Below are 18885 nucleotides of genomic sequence, written 5' to 3'. Positions count from 1 at the left end.
CTTCGATCTCCTCAGGCCGACACGGGCATACGACGTTCGACCAGGGTGGCGAACCAGCTACAGCCATAGGGAATGGCCTCGTCGGCAAAATCATAGGCGGGGTGATGACAAAAGGCGCTGTCGCCATTGCCGATCAGCATATAGGCACCGGGCCGCGCCTCCAGCATATAGGCGAAATCCTCGGCCGGCATCTGCGGGGTGACATCATTGGTCGGGCGGCCTGTCACCTCTTCTGCGATGGCGGCGGCAAAGGCGGTATTTTCCGGCGTGTTCATCGTCACCGGATAGCCGCGCCGGTACTCGACCGTTGCGCTGGCGCCGAACGCCTCGGCCACCGAGGCGGCCAGCGCGGGGATCCGCGCCTCGGCCAGATCGCGCAAGGCCGGGTCCAGCGTGCGCACCGTGCCCTTCATCACCACCGTCTGCGGGATCACGTTATGCGCCGGGCTGTCGGTCTGGAACGTGCACACCGAAATCACCATGGACTGCAGCGGATCGGCATTGCGCGACACGATAGATTGCAGCGCCACCACGATATGGCTGGCCACCAGCGTGGTATCCACCGCCTTGTGCGGCATGGCGGCATGGCCGCCCTTGCCGGTCACCGTGATCTCGATCTCGTCGGCCGAGGCCAAAAGCGCGCCGGGCTTGATGGCAAATTCCCCGACGGCAAGGCCAGGGGAATTGTGCATCCCATAGACCTCCTGGATGCCCCAGCGGTCCATCAGCCCGTCCTGCACCATCGCCAGCCCCCCGGCGCCGCCTTCTTCGGCAGGCTGAAAGGCCAGCACGACCGTGCCGTCGAAATTCCGCGTCTCGGCCAGATATTTCGCCGCGCCCAGCAGCATGGCGGTATGGCCGTCATGTCCGCAGGCGTGCATCAGCCCCGGCGTTTTCGAGGCATGGGCCGCCCCCGTCTGTTCGGTGATCGGCAGCGCATCCATATCGGCGCGCAGCCCCACCACCTTGCCCGACCCGCTCTGGCGGCCTCGGATCACCCCCACGACGCCGGTCTTGCCGATGCCCTCGACCACCTCGTCACAGCCAAACTCGCGCAGGCGGGCGGCCACGATCCCGGCAGTGCGATGCACGTCATACATCAACTCGGGGTTTTCATGGAAATCGCGCCGCCAGGCGGTGATTTCGGGCAGCAGTTCGGCAAAGCGGTTCTTGATCGGCATCTGGCATCGTCCCTGTCGGCGCCAGGTTCGGCCCCGGCGGCATGGGTCAAAGCGTGGCGCAACCGCCGGGGGGTTGCAAGCCCCCGCCCGCCGCCGCATCCTGCCGCGAAAGGAGCCGCCGATGCCGCATCTGAGCTATGATCACGCCGCCGGACTGTCCGCCCTGGCGGACATGCCCGGATTTGCCGACCACATGCGCCGGGCCATGCTGGACACCGGACTGTTTCCGCTGGGGGGCATCCGGGTGCGCGGCCATGCCGCCAGTTCCGAATCCGTGGCCGACGGCGCGCCGGGCTGGCTATGGCTCGACATGCAGGTCCGCATCGGCCAGGGCCGCAGCGAGGCCGAGAAGACCCGCGTCACCCAGGCACTCTATGCGGCGGCCAGGGCGTTTCTGGAACCCTGCCTGGGCGACCGCCCCTTTGCCCTGTCGCTCGAACTGCGCGAGATCGACCCGCGCTTCAGCGCGAAATCCTGGAATACGGTTCACGCCGCCCTCAAGGGCTGAGGCCCCCCCGCACTCCGGGGCCGGAACCTGCTGGGCGCAAGGCGCTTTCATCTTGCCTGAAATACCCCCGCCGGAGGCAACGCCGGGGCGCCCGACAGGGCGTCCCGGCGCCCGGCCCAAAGGACGTCCCCGCGCCGGGCGCGGGGATCGGCCTGCGGGAGCGGCTACAGAATGATCGAGGCGCCCTCGGTCGCAGGCGTGGCACCCGCACGCAGGCGGGCAAACAGCTCGCGCCCGGTGCCATGGGCATTGCCCGCCAGATCCGCCACGACGGGCGCGCGCTCCAGCACGCCGGGGGTCAGCACATCGAGCGTTCCCGCCAGACTGTCCAGGCGCAGCAGATCGCCGTCCCGCAGTTTGGCCAGGGTGCCGCCCGCTTCGGCTTCGGGGCTGACATGGATTGCGGCGGGCACCTTGCCGCTGGCGCCGGACATCCGGCCATCGGTGACAAGGGCAACGCGCAGGCCGCGGTCCTGCAAGACCGCCAATACGGGCGTCAGGGCATGAAGTTCGGGCATTCCATTCGCGCGTGGCCCCTGGAACCGCACGACGACCACGACATCGCTGGTGAACTCGCCGTTCTGAAAGGCGGCCTTGACGGCGCCCTGGTTCTCGAACACCCGCGCAGGCGCCTCGATCACATGGCGGTCTGCGGGGACAGACGACACCTTGATCACGCCGCGCCCCAGGTTTCCGGTCAGTTGCACAAGCCCGCCGGTCCCGGCAAAGGGATCCGTGTGCGGGCGCAGGATGCGCGGGTTCAGGCTGCTGCGCGGGGCGTCCTGCCAGACCAGCGCCCCGTCGATCAGCTTTGGCTCGCGCGCATAGGGACGCAGGCCATCGCCTGCCACGGTCACCACATCGTCATGCACCAGCCCGGCGGCCAGCAATTCGCCCACCAGCCAGCCCATGCCGCCTGCGGCGTGGAAATGGTTCACATCCGCAAGCCCGTTGGGATAGACCCGCGCCACCAGCGGAACGGCTGCGGAAATATCGGCAAAATCCTGCAAATCCAGCAAGATACCCGCCGATCTTGCCATGGCGGGCAGATGCAGCACCAGGTTGGTCGATCCGCCGGTTGCCATCAGTCCGACCATGCCGTTGACGAAGGCCCGTTCATCCAGGATCCGCGCGACCGGGCGGTAGTCCGGCCCAAGCGCGGTGATCGCCGCCGCACGCGCCACGGCGGCCTCCGTCAATGCCTCGCGCAGGCCGGTGCCGGGATTGACGAAGGCAGCCCCCGGCAAGTGCAGCCCCATCAGTTCCATCAGCATCTGGTTGGAATTGGCGGTGCCGTAAAATGTGCAGGTGCCCGGCCCGTGATAGCTGGCCATCTCGGCGGCCAGCAGTTCCTCGCGGCTGGCCTCCCCGGTGGCGAACCGCTGGCGGACCTTGGCCTTTTCGTCGTTCGGCAGGCCCGAGGGCATCGGGCCCGAGGGCACAAAGACCGCAGGCAGATGGCCAAAGGTGGCCGCCGCGATGATCAGCCCCGGCACGATCTTGTCGCAGATCCCCAGCCAAAGCGTGGCATCAAAGCAATCATGGCTCAGGGCCACCCCGGCCGACAAGGCGATCACATCCCGCGAAAACAGCGACAATTCCATCCCGGCGCGGCCCTGGGTCACGCCATCGCACATGGCGGGCACGCCGCCTGCCACCTGCGCCGTGGCCCCCACGCTGCGTGCGGCGGCCCGGATCCGGTCTGGATACTGTTCATAGGGCTGGTGGGCGGAAAGCATGTCGTTGTAGGCGGTCACGATGCCGATATGCGGCGCGCGCCCCTGCGCCAGATCGGCCTTGTCCGGCCCGGTGGCCGCCCAGGCATGGGCCGCGTTCGAGCAGGACAGATGCGCCCGCGCCGGTCCCGCCTCTGCCGCGCGGGCCATGCGGTCAAGATAGGCGGCGCGCGTGTCTGACGAACGGTCGCGGATGCGATCGGTAACAGCACGGATGCGGGGATCGAGCGGCATGGCGCCTCCTGGCCGGTCTGCTGGCAGCGGGGATCGCCAAGACATACGCCGCTAGCGCTAACCTTGCAAGGCAGGTGCCGGGGGCGCGGGGGGCAGGGGCCGGGGGCTGGCGGGGTGCAGGGCGGCCCGTCATGCGCTCAGGGCATGGCGGTTCTGCGGTGCAGCATGTTGTGCAGTCGCAGCATATGGTCCATCTTGATCCGCAGGGAGCCTAGCAGATGGAGCTCGACAGATGACCAACCTTTCCCCCCAACGGATCTTCGAAATCGAAGCCGAAGCCCGCGCCCTGCGCGCCCGTGAATTCCGCCGCCTCGTGGTCGGCTTCGCCGGCTGGGTGCGCCGCGCCTTTGGTCGCAATGCCCAGGTCCGTTCGGCCTGAGCTTGCGGTCCGATCCAGCAGATCCCTCCGGCACTGCCTGCCAGAGGGGTTTGTTTGCCGGGGCAGCCTGCCGCCGCCCTGATGTCGCCACAAGGGCTTCTCATTCCTGACATATTCTGCTAGACTTCGAACCATCGAGCAGAATGGGGCGTCAGACCCCGGAAAGACATGAGATGAAAGCCATTCAGGTGACCGTGGCCGTATTCGGCCTCGCGTTTCTCGGTGCGTGCAAGGCGCCGGAAACGACGAACCGCCTCGACAGCGGTGATCTTTTCCTTGTTTCCCCCTATGCGATGTCTGCCACCCGCGAAGACCGGGATCTTCAGCAGTCTCTGGCTGCGGTGTCGATGAAGGACGGGCTTGACCCAAGTGAGACGCTGGTGATCTCCGACCGCGCCAGACAGATGATTGCAGCCTACGCCAACTGACCCCTTTTGCGGCGCCTCCGGGCAGGGTAGAGGAAGGCATGACCGCACCCACATACCCCACCGTCCGCTTGCGCCCCAAGGCCGAAGCCCGTGCCATTCGCCACGGGTTTCCCTGGATCTATTCCGATGAACTGGTGACAGACCGCCGCACCCAGGCGCTGGACCCCGGCGCACTTGCCGTGCTGGAGGATGCCGATCGCCGCCCGCTGGGGCTGGTGACGGTCAATCTCAGGTCGCGGATCATCGCCCGGATGCTGGACCGCGACCCGGAGGCGGTGCTGGACGAACGCTGGTTCTCCGAGCGTCTGATCCGTGCGCTGGCCTTGCGCGACACCTTGTACGATGCCCCCTTCTACCGCCTCGTCCATGCAGAGGCCGATGGCCTGCCGGGCGTGGTGATCGACCGCTTCGGGGATGTGGCGGTTGTCCAGCCCAACGCGGCCTGGGCCGAGGCGCATCTGGAGCCGCTGGTCGCGGCGCTTGTGGCTGTGACGGGCGTGACGACCGTGGTCAAGAACGGGTCGGGCCGGGCGCGGGGATTGGAGGGGTTGGCAGAGGAAACCCTCGTGCTGCGCGGCGCAGTGTCGGGGCCGGTGCCGGTGCCGATGAACGGTGCCACATATATGGCGGATCTGCTGGGGGGGCAAAAGACCGGGCTGTTTTTCGACCAGCGGCCGAACCACGCCTTTGCCGCCCGGCTGGGGCGCGGCCAATCGGTGCTGGATGTGTTCAGTCATGTCGGCGGGTTCGGCCTTGCCGCGCTGGCGGCCGGAGCGCGGACTGCGCTGGCTGTCGACGCCTCTGCGGCGGCGCTGGATCTTGCGGTGCAGGGGGCGGGCCTGATGGGCGCGTCCGACCGCTTTTCCACCCGGCAGGGCGACGCCTTTGCGGTGCTGGAGGCGCTGGCGGAGGAAGAGGCGCGATTCGGCCTCGTGGTCTGCGATCCGCCGGCCTTTGCCCCGGCCAAGCCTGCGCTGGAGGCCGGGTTGCGCGCCTATGAGCGGGTCGCCCGTCTGGCCGCGCCGCTGGTCGCGCCGGGGGGCTTTCTGGTGCTGTGTTCCTGTTCCCATGCCGTGGATTTGTCTGCGTTCCGCAACGCCAGTGCGCGCGGGATCGGCCGTGGCGGCCGTCGGTCGCAGATCCTGCATACCGGATTTGCCGGGCCGGATCATCCGGTGCTGCCACAACTGGCAGAGGGCGGGTATCTCAAGACGCTGGCGTTCCGTCTGGACGGCTGAGCGGGCAGGGGCGTCTCAGCCGCGCGGCATCTGAGGCGCGACCCGAGCACATGTCTTTCACCGCGATGGTCCGGGCCTCTGTGGGTTCGGATGCCGGTCCGGATTGTCCGATGGGTGACCCGCACCATGATGCCGAGGCGCAAGGGCGCGTTCTGACGCGGGGCTTCTCCGCGGCGCCGGGGGCCGGGCGCGTGCCGTGGCGCAGCCTGTCCATGTCGATGTGGCCGCGCCTTGGTGTTGGCCCGCACCGCTGCCGGAGGACGATATCGCGTGTCTGCCCGGCGAAGCGGCCTGCCTTGCCAATGGCCCGGCTCGGGGCTAGGGTGCGCGCCGCAATCGCCCGACGTTTCGACGCCGGGCCCCGAGCCACGGCCGGATCCGGCCGCCAGAAAGGACGACAATGTTCGCAACCCCCGCATTCGCCCAGGCCGCCGGTGGTGGTGCCGCAGGTGCCTTTACCAGCTTTGTCCCGCTGATCCTGATTTTCGGGATCATGTATTTCCTGCTGATCCGCCCCCAGCAGAAGAAGGTCAAGGAACACCGCGCCATGGTCGAGGCGCTGCGTCGCGGCGACACCGTGCTGACCCAGGGCGGGATCATCGGCAAGGTCGTGAAGGTCAAGGAAGATGGCGAGGTCGAGGTCGAGATCGCCGATGGCGTCAAGGTGCGCATCCTCAAGGCCACCATTGCCCAGGTGTTGACCAAGACCGAACCGGCGGCGGCCTGACATCGTGTGGCTGTTGCCTGGCCCGGTTGCAGAGGCGCTGGCAGTGCCGGGGCTTTGGCTGCTGGGTCTGGCAGCGGCGATGGCCGGGCTGGTGCGCGGCTTTTCGGGATTTGGCTCCGGCCTCGTCTTCATGCCCGTGGCGGGGGCGGTTCTGCCGCCCGCCCAGGCCGTGGCGGTTCTGGCGATGATGGATTTGCTGGGGCCGCTGGTGAACATGCCGGGGGCCTTGCGCACCGGCGCCCCGCGCGAAATCGGCCTTCTGGTGCTGGGAATGCTGCCTGGCTTGCCGCTTGGTCTGGCCGCGCTGATCTGGATCGACCCCGACATGTTCCGCTGGACAGTCAGTGGCCTGGCGTTGCTGACCGTGGTGGCGTTGGTCGCAGGCTGGCAATGGCGCGGTTCGCGCGGTCGCCGCACGACGGTTGCCACCGGCTTTCTGTCGGGCATCGTCGGGGGCGCGACGGCGCTGCCTGGCCCGCCGGTTGTGCTGTATTATATGGCCAGCCCGATGCCGGTGGCGCAGGTGCGCGCCAATCTGTCGATGTTTCTGGTCATGGTCGATCTGGGCATGGTGGCCGCGCTTGGCCTTGCCGGGCAGTTGTCCTGGTGGCTTGCGACAGTATCGCTCATGCTGCTGGTGCCCTTCATCCTTGCCAATGCCGTGGGTTCCGCCCTATTCCGTCCAGACCGGGCCAGGCTTTACAAGGTGCTGGCCTGGGTGCTGATCGCTGCCTCCGCCCTTGCGGGGCTGCCCTTGTGGAAAGGCTGATGCCATGAAGCTGTCCGAGGTGCAGTTTGGATCCCTGCTGCCGGTCGATGGCTATGGGCCGGGGTTTTTCCGCGTGGGTGGCGGTGTGATCGAAGGCGCCGCTTTGGTACGGCCCGATGGCGCAGGCCCCTGGGCTGGATTGCCGGATGGCGCCGCCTTGCTGGCGCTGGCCGGCACCGTCGATGTGATCTTTTTCGGCATGGGGGCCGAGATTGCGCCTTTGCCGCGCGACTTGCGCGAGGCGCTGGAGGCCGCAGGGATCGGCGCCGAGGTGATGGCGACGCCTGCCGCCTGCCGCACCTATAACGTCTGTCTGGCCGAAGGCCGCCGGGTGGCCGCTGCCCTGTTGCCGGTCTGACCATGTTGCGCGTGCAGGGCCTTTGCGTCGCGCGGGGGGGCATCGCGGTGCTGGAGGGGGTGGAGTTCGCGCTGGAGCCGGGGCAGGCGCTGGTGCTGCGGGGCCCGAACGGCTGCGGCAAGACGACGCTGCTGCGCACGCTGGCAGGGCTGCAACCGCCGCTGGCGGGCACCATTTCTGTGCCGCAGGATTCCCTTGCCTATGCCAGCCATGCCGATGGGCTGAAGCCCATGCTGACCGTTACCGAGAATCTGGCCTTTTGGGCGGCGGTGTTCGGCACCGGCGCGGCGGCGGTTGCCGCGGCCCTGGACCGGATGAACCTTGCCCCGCTTGCGGCCCGTCCGGCACAGAACCTTTCGGCGGGGCAAAAGCGGCGTCTGGGCCTTGCCCGGATGCTGCTGACGGGGCGGCCGGTCTGGGCGCTGGACGAGCCGACCGTATCGCTGGATGCCGCATCGGTCAGGCTGTTCGCCGATATGGTGCGCGCGCATCTGCATGGCGGCGGGGCCGCCGTGATTGCAACCCATATCGACCTTGGGCTGTCCGAGGCCACCGTACTGGATCTGGCGCCGTTCCGGGCGCGCGCGCCCGATCAGGGCGGCCGCAGGGATGCGTTCGACGAGGCCTTTGCATGAGGCGGGCCGTGCGCGTCACAGGATGGCCCCGGCGGCACGCCGCGCCCAGCGGCGCAGGACCGTGCGGCCCTCTGTGGGCCCTGGTCCCGGTGGCGGGGAGGATGCCATGGGCGCGCTGCTGATCCGCGACCTTCGGCTGGCCATACGCGCGGGCGGCGGGTTTGGCCTTGGCCTGGGGTTTTTCCTGATCTTGTGCGTGCTGATCCCGCTCGGGGTCGGGCCAGAGGCCGGGCGCCTTGCCTCGATCGCGCCGGGGATTCTGTGGGTGGGCGCCTTGCTGGCCTGTCTGTTGTCGCTGGACCGCATCTTTGCGCTGGACTGGGACGACGGATCGCTGGACCTGCTGGCGACAGCGCCGCTGCCGCTGGAGGCGGTCGTGGCGATGAAGGCGCTGGCGCATTGGATCGTGACCGGGTTGCCGCTGGTGATCGCGGCGCCGGTGCTGGGCGTGCTGCTGCACCTGCCGGGTGGCGCACAGGGCTGGCTGGTGGTTTCGCTTGCGGTGGGGACGCCTGCGCTGTCGATGATCGGTGCCTTTGGCGCGGCGCTGACCGTGGGCCTGCGGCGCGGCGGATTGCTGCTGTCGCTGCTGGTTCTGCCGCTGTATGTTCCCACGCTGATCTTTGGCGCCGAAATCGTGCGGCGGGGCGCCGACGGGATGGCACCCGCGACGCCGCTGTTGCTGTTGGCGGGCATCACCCTGGGCAGTGTCGCGCTGTTGCCCTTTGCCGCCGCCGCCGCCTTGCGCATCAACCTGAGGTGATGCGTCAACCGATCCCGTTGAGTGCAACCCCGCAACCCGCTAAGGAAGCCATATGTCACTGTGGGAATATGCCAACCCCCGGAAGTTCATGGAAACCTCTGCCAGGGTTCTGCCCTGGCTTTGGGGGATGACGGTGTCGTGCCTGCTGGTGGGCCTGGTCTGGGGCTTTTTCTTCACGCCTGACGACTACAAGCAGGGCTCGACCGTCAAGATCATCTACATCCATGTGCCTGCGGCCATGATGGCGATCAACGCCTGGGTGATGATGCTGGTCGCCTCGCTGATCTGGATCGTGCGGCGCCACCATGTGTCGGCGCTGGCGGCCAAGGCGGCGGCGCCGGTGGGCATGACCTTTACCCTGATCGCGCTGGCAACCGGGGCGCTGTGGGGCCAGCCGATGTGGGGCACGTGGTGGGAATGGGATCCGCGGCTGACCTCGTTCCTGATCCTGTTCCTGTTCTACCTTGGCTACATCGCGTTCTGGGAGGCTTTGGACAACCCCGATACGGCGGCGGATCTGACCGGGGTTCTGTGCCTTGTCGGTTCTGTTTTCGCGCTGTTGTCGCGCTATGCGGTGAATTTCTGGAACCAGGGCCTGCACCAGGGGGCGTCTCTCAGCCTCGACAAGCAGGAGAATGTCTCGGACGTGTACTGGTTTCCGCTGCTGGTCTGTATTGCGGGCTTTGTTCTGCTGTTCGTGGCGCTGGTGCTGGCCCGCACGCGCACCGAAATCCGCCTGCGCCGTATCAAGGCGCTGGAATCGCGTGAAAGGTTGGCCGAATGATGCCGGAACTGGGGAAATACGCCACTGTGGTGCTGTCGTCCTATGCCGTGTCTTTGGGATTTCTGGCGGTCCTTGTGGGGCTGACGCTGTGGCGCGCGGCGCGCGTCAAGGCGGCGCTGCGCGAGATCGAGGCACGGCAGGGGAAGGTGGGCGATGTCTGAGGCAGGGGACCAGAAACGCCGCTCGCCGATGCGCTGGCTGATCTTTGTGCCTCCGGCGGTGTTCGGGGTGCTGGTCGGCCTGTTCCTGTTCGGAATGTATCGGGACGATCCCGAGTCGCTGCCCTCGACCATGGTCGGTCGCATGGCACCCGCGCTTCAGGTCGGCGACCTGGGCGGGGCCCCCTTGACCACGCCCGAGGTGCTGGCCGCACCAGGGGTGAAGCTGGTGAATTTCTGGGCCAGCTGGTGCGCGCCCTGCCGGGCAGAGCACCCGTTCCTGACCGAGCTGGCCCAGGCCGGTGTTCCGATCCACGGGATCAACTACAAGGACAAGCCGGACCAGGCGCTCGGGTTTCTGGACGAGCTGGGCAATCCCTATGCCACGATGGGCGCCGATCCGACCGGACGGACGGCCATCGAATGGGGGGTCTATGGCGTGCCCGAAACCTATGTGCTCGACAGTGCGGGCAGGGTGCTTTTGCGGCACGCCGGGCCGATCACCCGGCAGGAATACGACCGCACGATCCGGCCCGCGCTCGACGCGGCGCGGTAGGGGCGAGGGGCCGGCCCCTCGCGCTCCCCGTCCAGGGGGGCTGTCTGCCCCCCTGGAGACCCCCCGAGGGTATTTCCGGCAAGCTGAAAGGGGCCATGTTGCCTCTTGTGTTCGCTCTGGCGTGCGCTACGGCTTGCGGGACGGGTACGGAGGTGACGATGAGCGGTTTGCTGGCCTTGCTGGACGATGTGGCGGCGATTGCCAAGGTGGCGGCAGCCTCGGTGGATGATATCGCGGGGGCGGCGGCGAAGGCCGGGGCCAAGGCGGCGGGCGTTGTCATCGACGATGCCGCGGTCACGCCGAAATATGTGCATGGATTCGAGGCCCGGCGCGAATTGCCGATCATCTGGCGCATCGCGCTGGGGTCGATGCGCAACAAGCTGATCGTCCTGCTGCCGGGCCTGATGCTGTTGAATGTCTATGCCCCTTGGGTGATCACGCCGCTGTTGATGCTGGGCGGGGCCTACCTGTGTTTCGAAGGGGCCGAGAAGGTGCTCCATGCCCTGCTGCCGCATCCGCCCGATGCGATTGTCGAGGCGCATGAGACGAAGGATCCCGCGCGGCTGGAGGAGGAGAAGGTTGCAGGGGCGATCAAGACCGATTTCATCCTGTCTGCCGAGATCATGACGATCGCGCTGGCCGCCCTTCCGGACGGGCCGCTGTGGCAAGAGGCGGCGGCACTGGCCCTTGTGGGGATCGCGATCACGGCTCTTGTCTATGGAGCGGTGGCCCTGATCGTGAAAATGGATGACATCGGGCTGCATCTGGCGGTTGGCGGGCGGCTGGGGGCGACACGGGCGCTGGGGCGTGGGTTGGTCAAGGGGATGCCGGGGGTGATGTGGCTTTTGTCCACGGTGGGCACGGCGGCCATGCTGTGGGTGGGCGGGTCCATCGTTGTGCATGGGGTGGAGGTTCTGGGGCTGCCCTGGCTTGGCCATACCATCGGCGCCTTGGCCGGAAGCGCCGCCATGGCGCTGCCACAGGCCGGGGCGGCGCTGGACTGGAGTGTCACGGCGGCGCTGGACGGGATCTTTGGTCTGGTCCTTGGTCTTGCGCTGGTTCCCCTGGCAACCGGGGTCATCGCGCCGGTGTGGGCGGCGCTCCGGCGCTGATGGGCCTTGCGGCTGCCGGATCGGGCCGCCACAGTGGCGCCGCACAAGATGGAGGTTGCACGCAATGGTCTGGCAGGTATTCGACGGTCACAACGATCTGCTGTTGCGTCTGCTGCAAGCGCCCGAACGGCGCGAGGCGATCTGGCTGACCGGCGAAGGCAAGGGCCATCTGGACCTGCCGCGGATGAAGCAGGGCGGATTCGCCGCCGGGTTCTTTGCGATCTACATTCCCTCGCCCTCTGCCCATGATGCGCCCGATACCATGGCGCTGATGGATGCGCCGCCCTATGCGCTGCCCTTGCCCGAGTTGATCGACCATGCATCGGCGCAGCCGGTCGCATTGGCGATGGCGGCGCATCTGCTGTGGATGGAGCGGTCGTCCCAAGGCGGCTTTCGGGTGGTGCGCGACATGGCGGCGCTGCGCGAGTGCCTAGCCACCGGCACCATCGCCGGGATCATGCACATGGAAGGTGCCGAAGCGATCGACGAAGGGCTGGATGCGCTGCACGCGTTTCATGCGCTGGGGCTGCGCAGCCTGGGCCCGGTCTGGTCGCGCCCGACCATTTTCGGCCATGGCGTGCCGTTCCAGTTTCCCGGCCAGCCCGACACCGGCCCCGGCCTGACCGATGCGGGCAAGCGCCTGGTGCGGGAATGCAACCGGCTGGGGATCATGATCGACCTCAGCCATCTGAACGAGGCAGGTTTCAACGATGTCGCCGCGCTGTCCGATGCACCGCTGGTGGCCACCCATTCGAATGCCTGGGCCATCACGCCATCGACCCGCAATCTGACCGACCGGCAACTGGCCATGATCCGGGACAGCCGTGGCATGGTCGGCCTGAACTTTGCCACCGTCTTTCTGCGCGAGGACGGGCGCCAGAACCCTGCCATGGGCTGGGATCCGGTTCTGCGGCATCTTGATCATCTGATCGACAAGCTGGGCGAGGATCACGTCGGCCTGGGGTCGGATTTCGATGGCGCGACCGTGCCGGAAGGCATTGGCGATGCGACCGGCCTGCCGCGGCTGACCGCCGCGATGGAGGCGCATGGCTATGGCGCGGCGCTGATGAAAAAGCTCACCTGCGACAACTGGGTCGGCGTGCTGGGGCGGACCTGGGGCTAGGGCGAGATCGAGTCCACAGCGGACAGTGAGCGGCAGCGTAAGCCAGGTCACGAGCACCACACGGAGGACGAACCTTGTCCGGCAGGATGAATTATTATCGCGCGGCTCCAGGCGCAATGAAGGCCATGATGGATCTGGAGGAAGCGACCAAGAAGCTCTCCATCACGGCGCCAATTCGAGAATTGGTGAAAATGCGCGTCTCGCAGATCAATGGGTGTGCCTATTGCCTGAACCTACATGCACCCGAGGCGCGCGCGGCTGGGGTTTCCCAGCAAAAACTGGATGTTTTGCCTGCCTGGCGGGAAAGCCCGGTCTTTGATGCAAAAGAGCGTGCGGCGCTCGCATGGTCCGAGGCGCTGACACGGCTGGAAACGACGAATGCCCCTGATGCCGATTACCAGATGCTGGCGGATGCGTTCGATGATCGCGAAAGGGTCGAACTGACGCTCATCATCACGACCATAAACGCCTGGAACCGCTTTGCCGTTGGCTTCAGGTCCCAACATCCCATCGCTCAAGTGGCACAGCCATAGAAAGGCGATGACCGTCCGCCTTGCCCCGCATCGCGGACATTCCCGGCGCCCAATACGAAAAGGCCCCCCGTTTCCGGGGGGCCTTTCTTGTTTCATCGCTCGCCGTATCACAGCAGCGCCTTGGCCTTTTCCGCCACAGCTTCGGCGGTGATGCCGAATTCGGCGTAAAGCCGTTCCGCCGGGGCAGAGGCGCCAAAGCCCTGCATCCCGACAAAGGCCGATTTCGCCTCACGTCCGCGTTCGCCCAGCAGCCAGCGGTCCCAGCCGCCGGCCCGCAGCGCCGCCTCGATGGCGATGCGCACGGTTCCGGCGGGCAGCACCTTGCGGCGATAGCTTTCGGGTTGTGCCGCGAACAGTTCCATCGACGGCATCGAGACAACGCGGGTCGGCACGCCACCGGCCTCCAGCAGGTCGCGGGCCTTGACCGCGATCTCGACTTCGGAGCCGGTGGCCATCAGCACCACCTGCGCCTTGGCCGACGCCTCGACCAGCACATAGCCGCCCTGTGCCGTCAGGTTCTTGGCCACAAAGTCTTTGCGCAGCGTCGGCAGGTTTTGGCGGCTCAGCGCCAGAACCGACGGGCGCGCGGTTTCGCTCAGCGCGATTTCCCAGGCCTCGGCGGTTTCCACCGCATCGGCAGGGCGGAAGGTCAGCGTGTTGGGCGTGGCGCGGCAGATCGCCAGATGTTCCACCGGCTGGTGGGTCGGGCCATCCTCGCCCAGGCCGATGCTGTCATGCGTCATCACATAGATCGCCGGCACCCCCATCAGCGCCGACAGCCGCATCGCGCCGCGGGCGTAGTCGGTAAAGCACAGGAATGTCCCGCCATAGGGCCGCACCCCGCCGTGCAGCGCCATGCCGTTCATCGCCGCCGCCATGCCATGTTCGCGGATGCCGTAATGGACGTAGCGCCCCTTGCGGTTCTCGGCGTTGAACACATCCAGATCGCCGGTCTTGGTCAGGTTCGATCCCGACAGGTCGGCCGACCCCCCGATGGTTTCGGGCATGACGGGGTTGATCACCGCCAGCGCCATTTCGCTGGCCTTGCGGGTGGCCACCTTGGGCAGCTTTTCCGCCAGATCCTTCTTGAGCGCCTTGACGGCAGCCCCCAGCTTTTTGGGGGCTTCACCGGCCATCACGCGGGTGAATTCTGCCTGACGGGCGGCCGACAGGGCCGCGAATCGAGTCTCCCATTCGGCGCGATCGGCGGCACCGCGGCGCCCGATCGCCTCCCAGGCGGCTTTCACATCGGCCGGGATCTCGAAGGCGCCATGCGGCCAGCCATAGATCTCCTTGGTGGCCGCGATCTCTGCATCGCCAAGGGGCGAGCCATGGGCGGCGGCGCTGTCCTGTTTCTTGGGCGAGCCAAAGCCGATATGCGTCTTGCAATCCACCAGAACCGGACGGTCCGAGGATTTCGCGGCGCTCAGCGCACGGTCGATATCGGCGGGATCATGGCCGTCGCACTCCAGCACCATCCAGCCCGAGGCCGCAAAGCGGGCCTTCTGGTCGGTGATGTCCGACAGCGAGATGCGCCCGTCGATGGAAATGTCATTGTTGTCCCACAGGACGATCAGATTCTTCAGGCGCTGCATCCCGGCAAGGCCGATGGCCTCTTGGCTGATGCCCTCCATCAGGCAGCCGTCCCCGGCAATCACCCAGGTGCGGTGGTTGACGATCTTGGCGCCAAAGCGGGCGCGCAGCGATTCCTCGGCCATGGCAAAACCCACGGCGTTGGAGATGCCTTGGCCCAGCGGTCCGGTGGTGGTTTCCACCCCCGCGACATGGCCGTATTCCGGGTGGCCCGCCGTGATCGCGCCCCATTGGCGGAAATTGCGGATCTGCTCCAGCGTCATGTCGGCATAGCCGGTCAGATGCAGCAGGGCATAGATCAGCATCGACCCATGGCCCGCCGACAGGATGAAGCGGTCGCGGTCGGCCCAGCGTGGGGCGCTGGCATCGAATTTCAGGTGGTTCTCGAACAATACGCTGGCGACATCGGCCATGCCCATCGGCATACCGGGATGGCCGGAATTGGCGGCTTGCACGGCATCCATCGCAAGGGCGCGGATCGCGGTGGCCTTTTGCCAGTGGTCGGGGTGGGTGGCGCGCAGGGTGGCGATGTCCACGGGGCTCTCCTGTCTTTGGGGCCGGGGCGGCTTGGGCGTCTGATAGCACCCTGACCTGCCTTTGCAAGCGTTCCGGGGGGCAGAACGGCGGAATCCGGTCCAACCGCAGCGGCGGCCCTTGCGACGGGCGACGGGGGCGGGCACAATGGGCCCATAGCCGAGCAGCAACGGAACCGGCGGGGCAGGCCATGCAGAATCTGGACGACCACGAACGGCGCCTTTCGGCCGCCATGGCACGCATCATCGCGGCCAGCGACCGGCTGATGGAGCCGCCGCCCGCCGCAAGTCAGCCGGAAGCCGAGAACGATACCGCCGCCGAAGTCGAGATTGCCCGCCTTTCCCGCGCACTGGACGAGGCGCTGGAACAGAACGCCGCGCTGTCCGGGGAACTGGCCAGCGCGCGGGAACGGCGTGCGGCAAGCAACGGGACGCTGGAGTCGCGGCTGGCCGAGCAGGCCACCCGGATCGACGCCCAGGCCGTCGCGTTGCAGCGGATGCGCATGGTCAATGTCCAGATGCGCGAGGCCCTGCGGTCGCTGCGTGAGGCGCTGGAGGGCGGGGTGGCCGATGCCGGCCAGATCAACCGCGCGCTTCAGGCCGAACTCGACGGCTTGCGTGCGGTGCGCCGGGCCGAGGTGGCGGATCTGGATCTGTTGCTTGCCGCGCTTGATCCGCTGCTGGACGACCCGGATCCCGCAGACCTTTCTGCCAGCCCAATGACGGAGCCGGATGATGCCTGAACTCGACATCTCCATCGGTGGCCGGAACTTTCAGGTTGCCTGCCAGCCCGGAGAGGAGCCATTCCTGCGCGCTGCGGCGGCCTTGCTCGACAACGAGGCGGCGCCGCTGATTTCCCAGGCGGGGCGGATGCCCGAATCGCGGCTGTTGCTGATGGCGGGGCTGATGCTGGCCGACCGTTTCGCAGGGGTCGAAGACCAACTGCGTCGCGCAGAGGCCCGGCTGCACGATCTGGAATCGCGCCCCGCGCCGGTCCCCGAGCGCGTTGAGGTGCCGGTCGAGGTGCGGGTCGAGATTCCCGTGGTGCCGCAGGCGGTGCTCGACCGTCTGGCCAGCATGGCGGCCGAGGCCGAGGCCCTGGCACAGGTGCTGGAGGAACGCGCCGGGGCCCTGTCCGATGGTGCGCAGGCGCAGGGCTGACCGGGCTTCGGGGCCGGTCTGATCCGGCTGGCCCTGACGGCGCGACAGGGCATCGGCAACGATTGCGGGATATGGATCGGACAGGCCGGCATAGGGGGGATTTCTGCCGCCGCCGGCGCCTTCCGGGCGTTTCCCCCCCCGAGGGTATCTGGCTCAGATCACGTGGGCCGCGCCGTCGGGACGGATGCGGATCAGCGACCGCTCAACCCATCGGGCAACTGGATGCGGGCGACCTGTTCCGCGATAGGATCCACCGACAGCGGGTGCAGGGTGGATTCGTGGCTGTTCGGGTCGCCGATCGGGTGCCAGCGCCCGCCCTTGTAGATCTCCAGCGCCGAGAACTGCGCCTTGTAGCCCATCTTGCGGCTGCCGGGCACCCAATAGCCCAGATAGACGAAGGGCAGCCCAGCCTCGCGCGCGATCTGGATATGGTCGAGGATCACCCAGGTGCCCAGGCTTTGGTGCAGGCGGTCGGGATCGTAGAACGAATAGACCATGCTGAGCCCGTCATCCAGCACATCGGTCAGGCAGACGGCGGTCAACGGGCGCCCCTGTTCGCCGGGCTCTGCCGGGCGGGAATATTCCACGACTCGGGTGCGGATCGGGGTTTCCTCGATCATGGCCGCGAATTCGAACACATCCATGTCGGCCATGCCGCCATCGGCGTGGCGGCTGTCGAGGTAACGGCGGAACAGCGCATACTGGTCCTCGGTCGCCCAGGGGCTGGTCGCATTGCGGCGCAGGTCGGCATTGCGCTTCATCGTGCGGCGCTGGGTGCGGGTGGGTTCGAAATCGGCCACCCTGATGCGCGCGGACAGGCAGGCCGAACATTCGGCGCAGGAGGGGCGGTACAGCACATTCTGACTGCGGCGAAAGCCCTGTTTGGACAGAGTGTCGTTCAACCGCTCGGATTGCTCGCCCTGCAAGGCGGTGAACAGCTTCCGCTCCATCCGCCCGTCAAGGTACGGGCAGGGTTGCGGTGCCGTCACATAGAACTGCGGCGCGATGGGAAGGGTGTGGCGCATGGGACCGGAATTCTGTTTGCGCCAGAAGCTAGCAACCTTGGCGCGTGGCGCCAAGGGGGCATGTGCAGGCCGGGCGCGGACAAAGGCCCGGCGGTCGTGTCACAGGGTGTCTGCCGGCCGGTTGATCGCGGCGGATCCCAGCACGACATCGGTCAGGCTTTGCCCGCGGGCGCCGGTCAGCATCAGCACGACAGAGGCGATCTGCGGCAAAAGGAACGACATCGACAGCAGGTATCCCAGCGTATGAAGTCCCGCTGTGCCCAGATCGAACTTGCGCCCGGTGCTGTCGCGGAACTGGATGCCCATCAGCCGGTGGCCCCAGGTGGCCGAGCGGTTGGTCAGCGTGATGGTGCGGTAACAGAAATCGACAACCAGCCAGATTGCGGGAAAGACGAACAGTCCCACAATGGTGACCAGGGAAATCGCGCCGGTGATCAGGAACACCACGACCAGATCCACGATCCAGGCAAAAAACCTCTTGGCCACGATGCCAGAATAGAAACCGGGCTGGCGGTCGGGATCGGGCAGGCCGGGCGAGGGTTCGAACATGTTGGTCATCGCAGGGGGTCCGTCTGGCAAGGAAAGGTCCGGGCGATATGCCCGGACCATGTGGGGCCGTGTGCGGCGTGCTTAGTAGCTGCCCGAGCCATCGGCGGTTTCAGGCTCTTTGGGGGCGCTGCGGGCGGCTTTGGCGCGGTCATCCATGAAGGCGTCGAATTCCTGCTTGTCCTTGGCTTCGCGCAGACGCTGGAGGAAGGATTCAAAGGCTTCCTGTTCTTCTTCCAGACGGCGCAGCGTTTCGGCCTTGTAAGCGTCAAAGGCGCTGTTGCCCGAGGGGCGCATGGCGTTCATGCCGTGGCGGGCCATACGGCAGCCGCCGTGGCTGCGGGACATCTTGAACATCTTTCCACTCCAGCGGTTGGTGTAGGTGATATAGGCGACGAGCGCCAGCCCGACGGGCCAGAAGAAGACAAAGCCCAGGACCATCGCAGCGATCCAGGCGCCACGGCCCTTGCTGTCGAGCCAGTCTTCTGCGCGACCGATCCAAGAGCGGCGCGGGGCGGGCAGGGTGTAGTCGGTCATGCGGATCTCCCTTGGTTCGGCATATGTGAATGTCTTTCACATTCCCAAGATTGTCATGATGGCGGCAGGATTCAAGAGGGCATGTTAATGAAATTCACATCGGGGAAGAATTATTTGCAACATACTGATAGTATTTGGAAATTCCTGTAATTTTGCCGATTTTCCTGCGACTGGGCGGCATCGCGCGCCCATGCTGCGTGCTGCGAAAGCGCCTTTGGCGGCGCTCGCAGGGGGTATCCGGCACGTATCGGGCGGATCGTGCCGCCGG

The 18885-nt window shown here is 66.9% G+C and carries 23 protein-coding genes; 17 read left to right on the top strand and 6 right to left on the bottom strand.

Annotated features, from left to right (window positions below; genetic code table 11):
* Positions 1-11 precede the first annotated feature (11 nt).
* On the bottom strand, positions 12-1181 hold the full coding sequence (locus BW970_RS04135; RefSeq protein ID WP_076528935.1) for a M20 aminoacylase family protein: 1170 nt from the start codon (positions 1179-1181) through the stop codon (positions 12-14).
* Positions 1182-1302: 121 nt separating this feature from the next.
* On the opposite strand from BW970_RS04135, the gene BW970_RS04130 reads away from it, so the two are divergent.
* Positions 1303-1689, top strand: a complete 387-nt coding sequence (locus BW970_RS04130) for a 5-carboxymethyl-2-hydroxymuconate Delta-isomerase (protein WP_076528933.1) — start codon at positions 1303-1305, stop codon at positions 1687-1689.
* Positions 1690-1853: 164 nt separating this feature from the next.
* Here the strand turns inward: BW970_RS04130 and edd are convergent, their stop codons facing one another.
* Entirely contained in the window at positions 1854-3659 is a 1806-nt protein-coding gene (gene edd, locus BW970_RS04125) for a phosphogluconate dehydratase (protein WP_076528931.1), read from the bottom strand.
* A gap of 232 nt (positions 3660-3891) precedes the next feature.
* Between edd and BW970_RS20710 the strand changes: the two genes are divergently transcribed.
* From BW970_RS20710 to BW970_RS04060, 14 genes are all read left to right on the top strand, one after another.
* Entirely contained in the window at positions 3892-4038 is a 147-nt protein-coding gene (locus BW970_RS20710) for an RSP_7527 family protein (protein ID WP_159441416.1), read from the top strand.
* 173 nt (positions 4039-4211) lie between these two features.
* Positions 4212-4466, top strand: a complete 255-nt coding sequence (locus BW970_RS04120) for a hypothetical protein (RefSeq protein WP_076528928.1) — start codon at positions 4212-4214, stop codon at positions 4464-4466.
* Positions 4467-4504: 38 nt separating this feature from the next.
* Complete coding sequence (locus BW970_RS04115; protein ID WP_076528925.1) at positions 4505-5704, top strand: RSP_2647 family RNA methyltransferase; 1200 nt, start codon at positions 4505-4507, stop codon at positions 5702-5704.
* 400 nt (positions 5705-6104) lie between these two features.
* Positions 6105-6431 (top strand): preprotein translocase subunit YajC, encoded by a 327-nt coding sequence (gene yajC / locus BW970_RS04110; RefSeq protein ID WP_076528924.1) that lies wholly within the window; start codon positions 6105-6107, stop codon positions 6429-6431.
* 4 nt (positions 6432-6435) lie between these two features.
* The gene (locus BW970_RS04105; protein WP_083701111.1) at positions 6436-7200 is read left to right on the top strand and encodes a sulfite exporter TauE/SafE family protein; all 765 of its coding nucleotides are present in this window, start codon (positions 6436-6438) and stop codon (positions 7198-7200) included.
* A 4-nt stretch (positions 7201-7204) separates the two neighbouring features.
* Entirely contained in the window at positions 7205-7558 is a 354-nt protein-coding gene (locus tag BW970_RS04100) for an Mth938-like domain-containing protein (RefSeq protein WP_076528921.1), read from the top strand.
* A 2-nt stretch (positions 7559-7560) separates the two neighbouring features.
* A complete protein-coding gene (gene ccmA / locus BW970_RS04095) occupies positions 7561-8193 on the top strand; it encodes a heme ABC exporter ATP-binding protein CcmA (RefSeq protein ID WP_076528919.1) in 633 nt (210 codons plus the stop codon).
* Between the two features lie 106 nt (positions 8194-8299).
* Entirely contained in the window at positions 8300-8956 is a 657-nt protein-coding gene (gene ccmB, locus BW970_RS04090; protein ID WP_076529234.1) for a heme exporter protein CcmB, read from the top strand.
* Between the two features lie 52 nt (positions 8957-9008).
* On the top strand, positions 9009-9740 hold the full coding sequence (locus tag BW970_RS04085; RefSeq protein ID WP_076528916.1) for a heme ABC transporter permease: 732 nt from the start codon (positions 9009-9011) through the stop codon (positions 9738-9740).
* Positions 9737-9901: a heme exporter protein CcmD gene (ccmD, locus tag BW970_RS04080; RefSeq protein WP_076528913.1), complete on the top strand. Its 165-nt coding sequence runs from the start codon at positions 9737-9739 to the stop codon at positions 9899-9901. The genes BW970_RS04085 and ccmD overlap by 4 nt, the downstream gene beginning before the upstream one ends.
* Complete coding sequence (locus BW970_RS04075; RefSeq protein WP_229740437.1) at positions 9894-10454, top strand: DsbE family thiol:disulfide interchange protein; 561 nt, start codon at positions 9894-9896, stop codon at positions 10452-10454. Before ccmD ends, BW970_RS04075 begins: the two co-directional genes overlap by 8 nt.
* A 158-nt stretch (positions 10455-10612) precedes the next feature.
* Entirely contained in the window at positions 10613-11566 is a 954-nt protein-coding gene (locus BW970_RS04070) for a DUF808 domain-containing protein (protein ID WP_076528912.1), read from the top strand.
* Between the two features lie 64 nt (positions 11567-11630).
* Positions 11631-12689: a dipeptidase gene (locus BW970_RS04065; protein ID WP_076528910.1), complete on the top strand. Its 1059-nt coding sequence runs from the start codon at positions 11631-11633 to the stop codon at positions 12687-12689.
* A 74-nt stretch (positions 12690-12763) separates the two neighbouring features.
* On the top strand, positions 12764-13222 hold the full coding sequence (locus BW970_RS04060) for a carboxymuconolactone decarboxylase family protein (RefSeq protein WP_076528908.1): 459 nt from the start codon (positions 12764-12766) through the stop codon (positions 13220-13222).
* 107 nt (positions 13223-13329) lie between these two features.
* Here the strand turns inward: BW970_RS04060 and tkt are convergent, their stop codons facing one another.
* Positions 13330-15351, bottom strand: coding sequence for a transketolase (gene tkt, locus BW970_RS04055; RefSeq protein ID WP_076528906.1), 2022 nt, complete (start codon positions 15349-15351; stop codon positions 13330-13332).
* Between the two features lie 188 nt (positions 15352-15539).
* On the opposite strand from tkt, the gene BW970_RS04050 reads away from it, so the two are divergent.
* Both BW970_RS04050 and BW970_RS04045 read left to right on the top strand, forming a co-directional pair.
* Positions 15540-16091 carry a hypothetical protein gene (locus tag BW970_RS04050; protein ID WP_076528904.1) on the top strand — a complete coding sequence of 184 codons (552 nt, stop codon included), beginning with the start codon at positions 15540-15542 and terminating at the stop codon, positions 16089-16091.
* Positions 16084-16509, top strand: a complete 426-nt coding sequence (locus BW970_RS04045; RefSeq protein WP_076528902.1) for a cell division protein ZapA — start codon at positions 16084-16086, stop codon at positions 16507-16509. Before BW970_RS04050 ends, BW970_RS04045 begins: the two co-directional genes overlap by 8 nt.
* Positions 16510-16700: 191 nt before the next feature.
* Here the strand turns inward: BW970_RS04045 and BW970_RS04040 are convergent, their stop codons facing one another.
* The 3 genes from BW970_RS04040 to BW970_RS04030 form a co-directional block, all read right to left on the bottom strand.
* Entirely contained in the window at positions 16701-17534 is an 834-nt protein-coding gene (locus tag BW970_RS04040; RefSeq protein ID WP_076528898.1) for an arginyltransferase, read from the bottom strand.
* Between the two features lie 99 nt (positions 17535-17633).
* The gene (locus BW970_RS04035) at positions 17634-18092 is read right to left on the bottom strand and encodes an RDD family protein (protein ID WP_229740435.1); all 459 of its coding nucleotides are present in this window, start codon (positions 18090-18092) and stop codon (positions 17634-17636) included.
* 72 nt (positions 18093-18164) lie between these two features.
* Positions 18165-18617, bottom strand: coding sequence for a DUF2852 domain-containing protein (locus BW970_RS04030; RefSeq protein WP_076528895.1), 453 nt, complete (start codon positions 18615-18617; stop codon positions 18165-18167).
* Between the last annotated feature and the right edge of the window lie 268 nt (positions 18618-18885).

Source organism: Gemmobacter megaterium (assembly GCF_900156815.1).
Taxonomy (GTDB): Bacteria; Pseudomonadota; Alphaproteobacteria; order Rhodobacterales; family Rhodobacteraceae; genus Wagnerdoeblera; species Wagnerdoeblera megaterium.
This window is presented reverse-complemented; position numbering and strand designations above follow the sequence as displayed.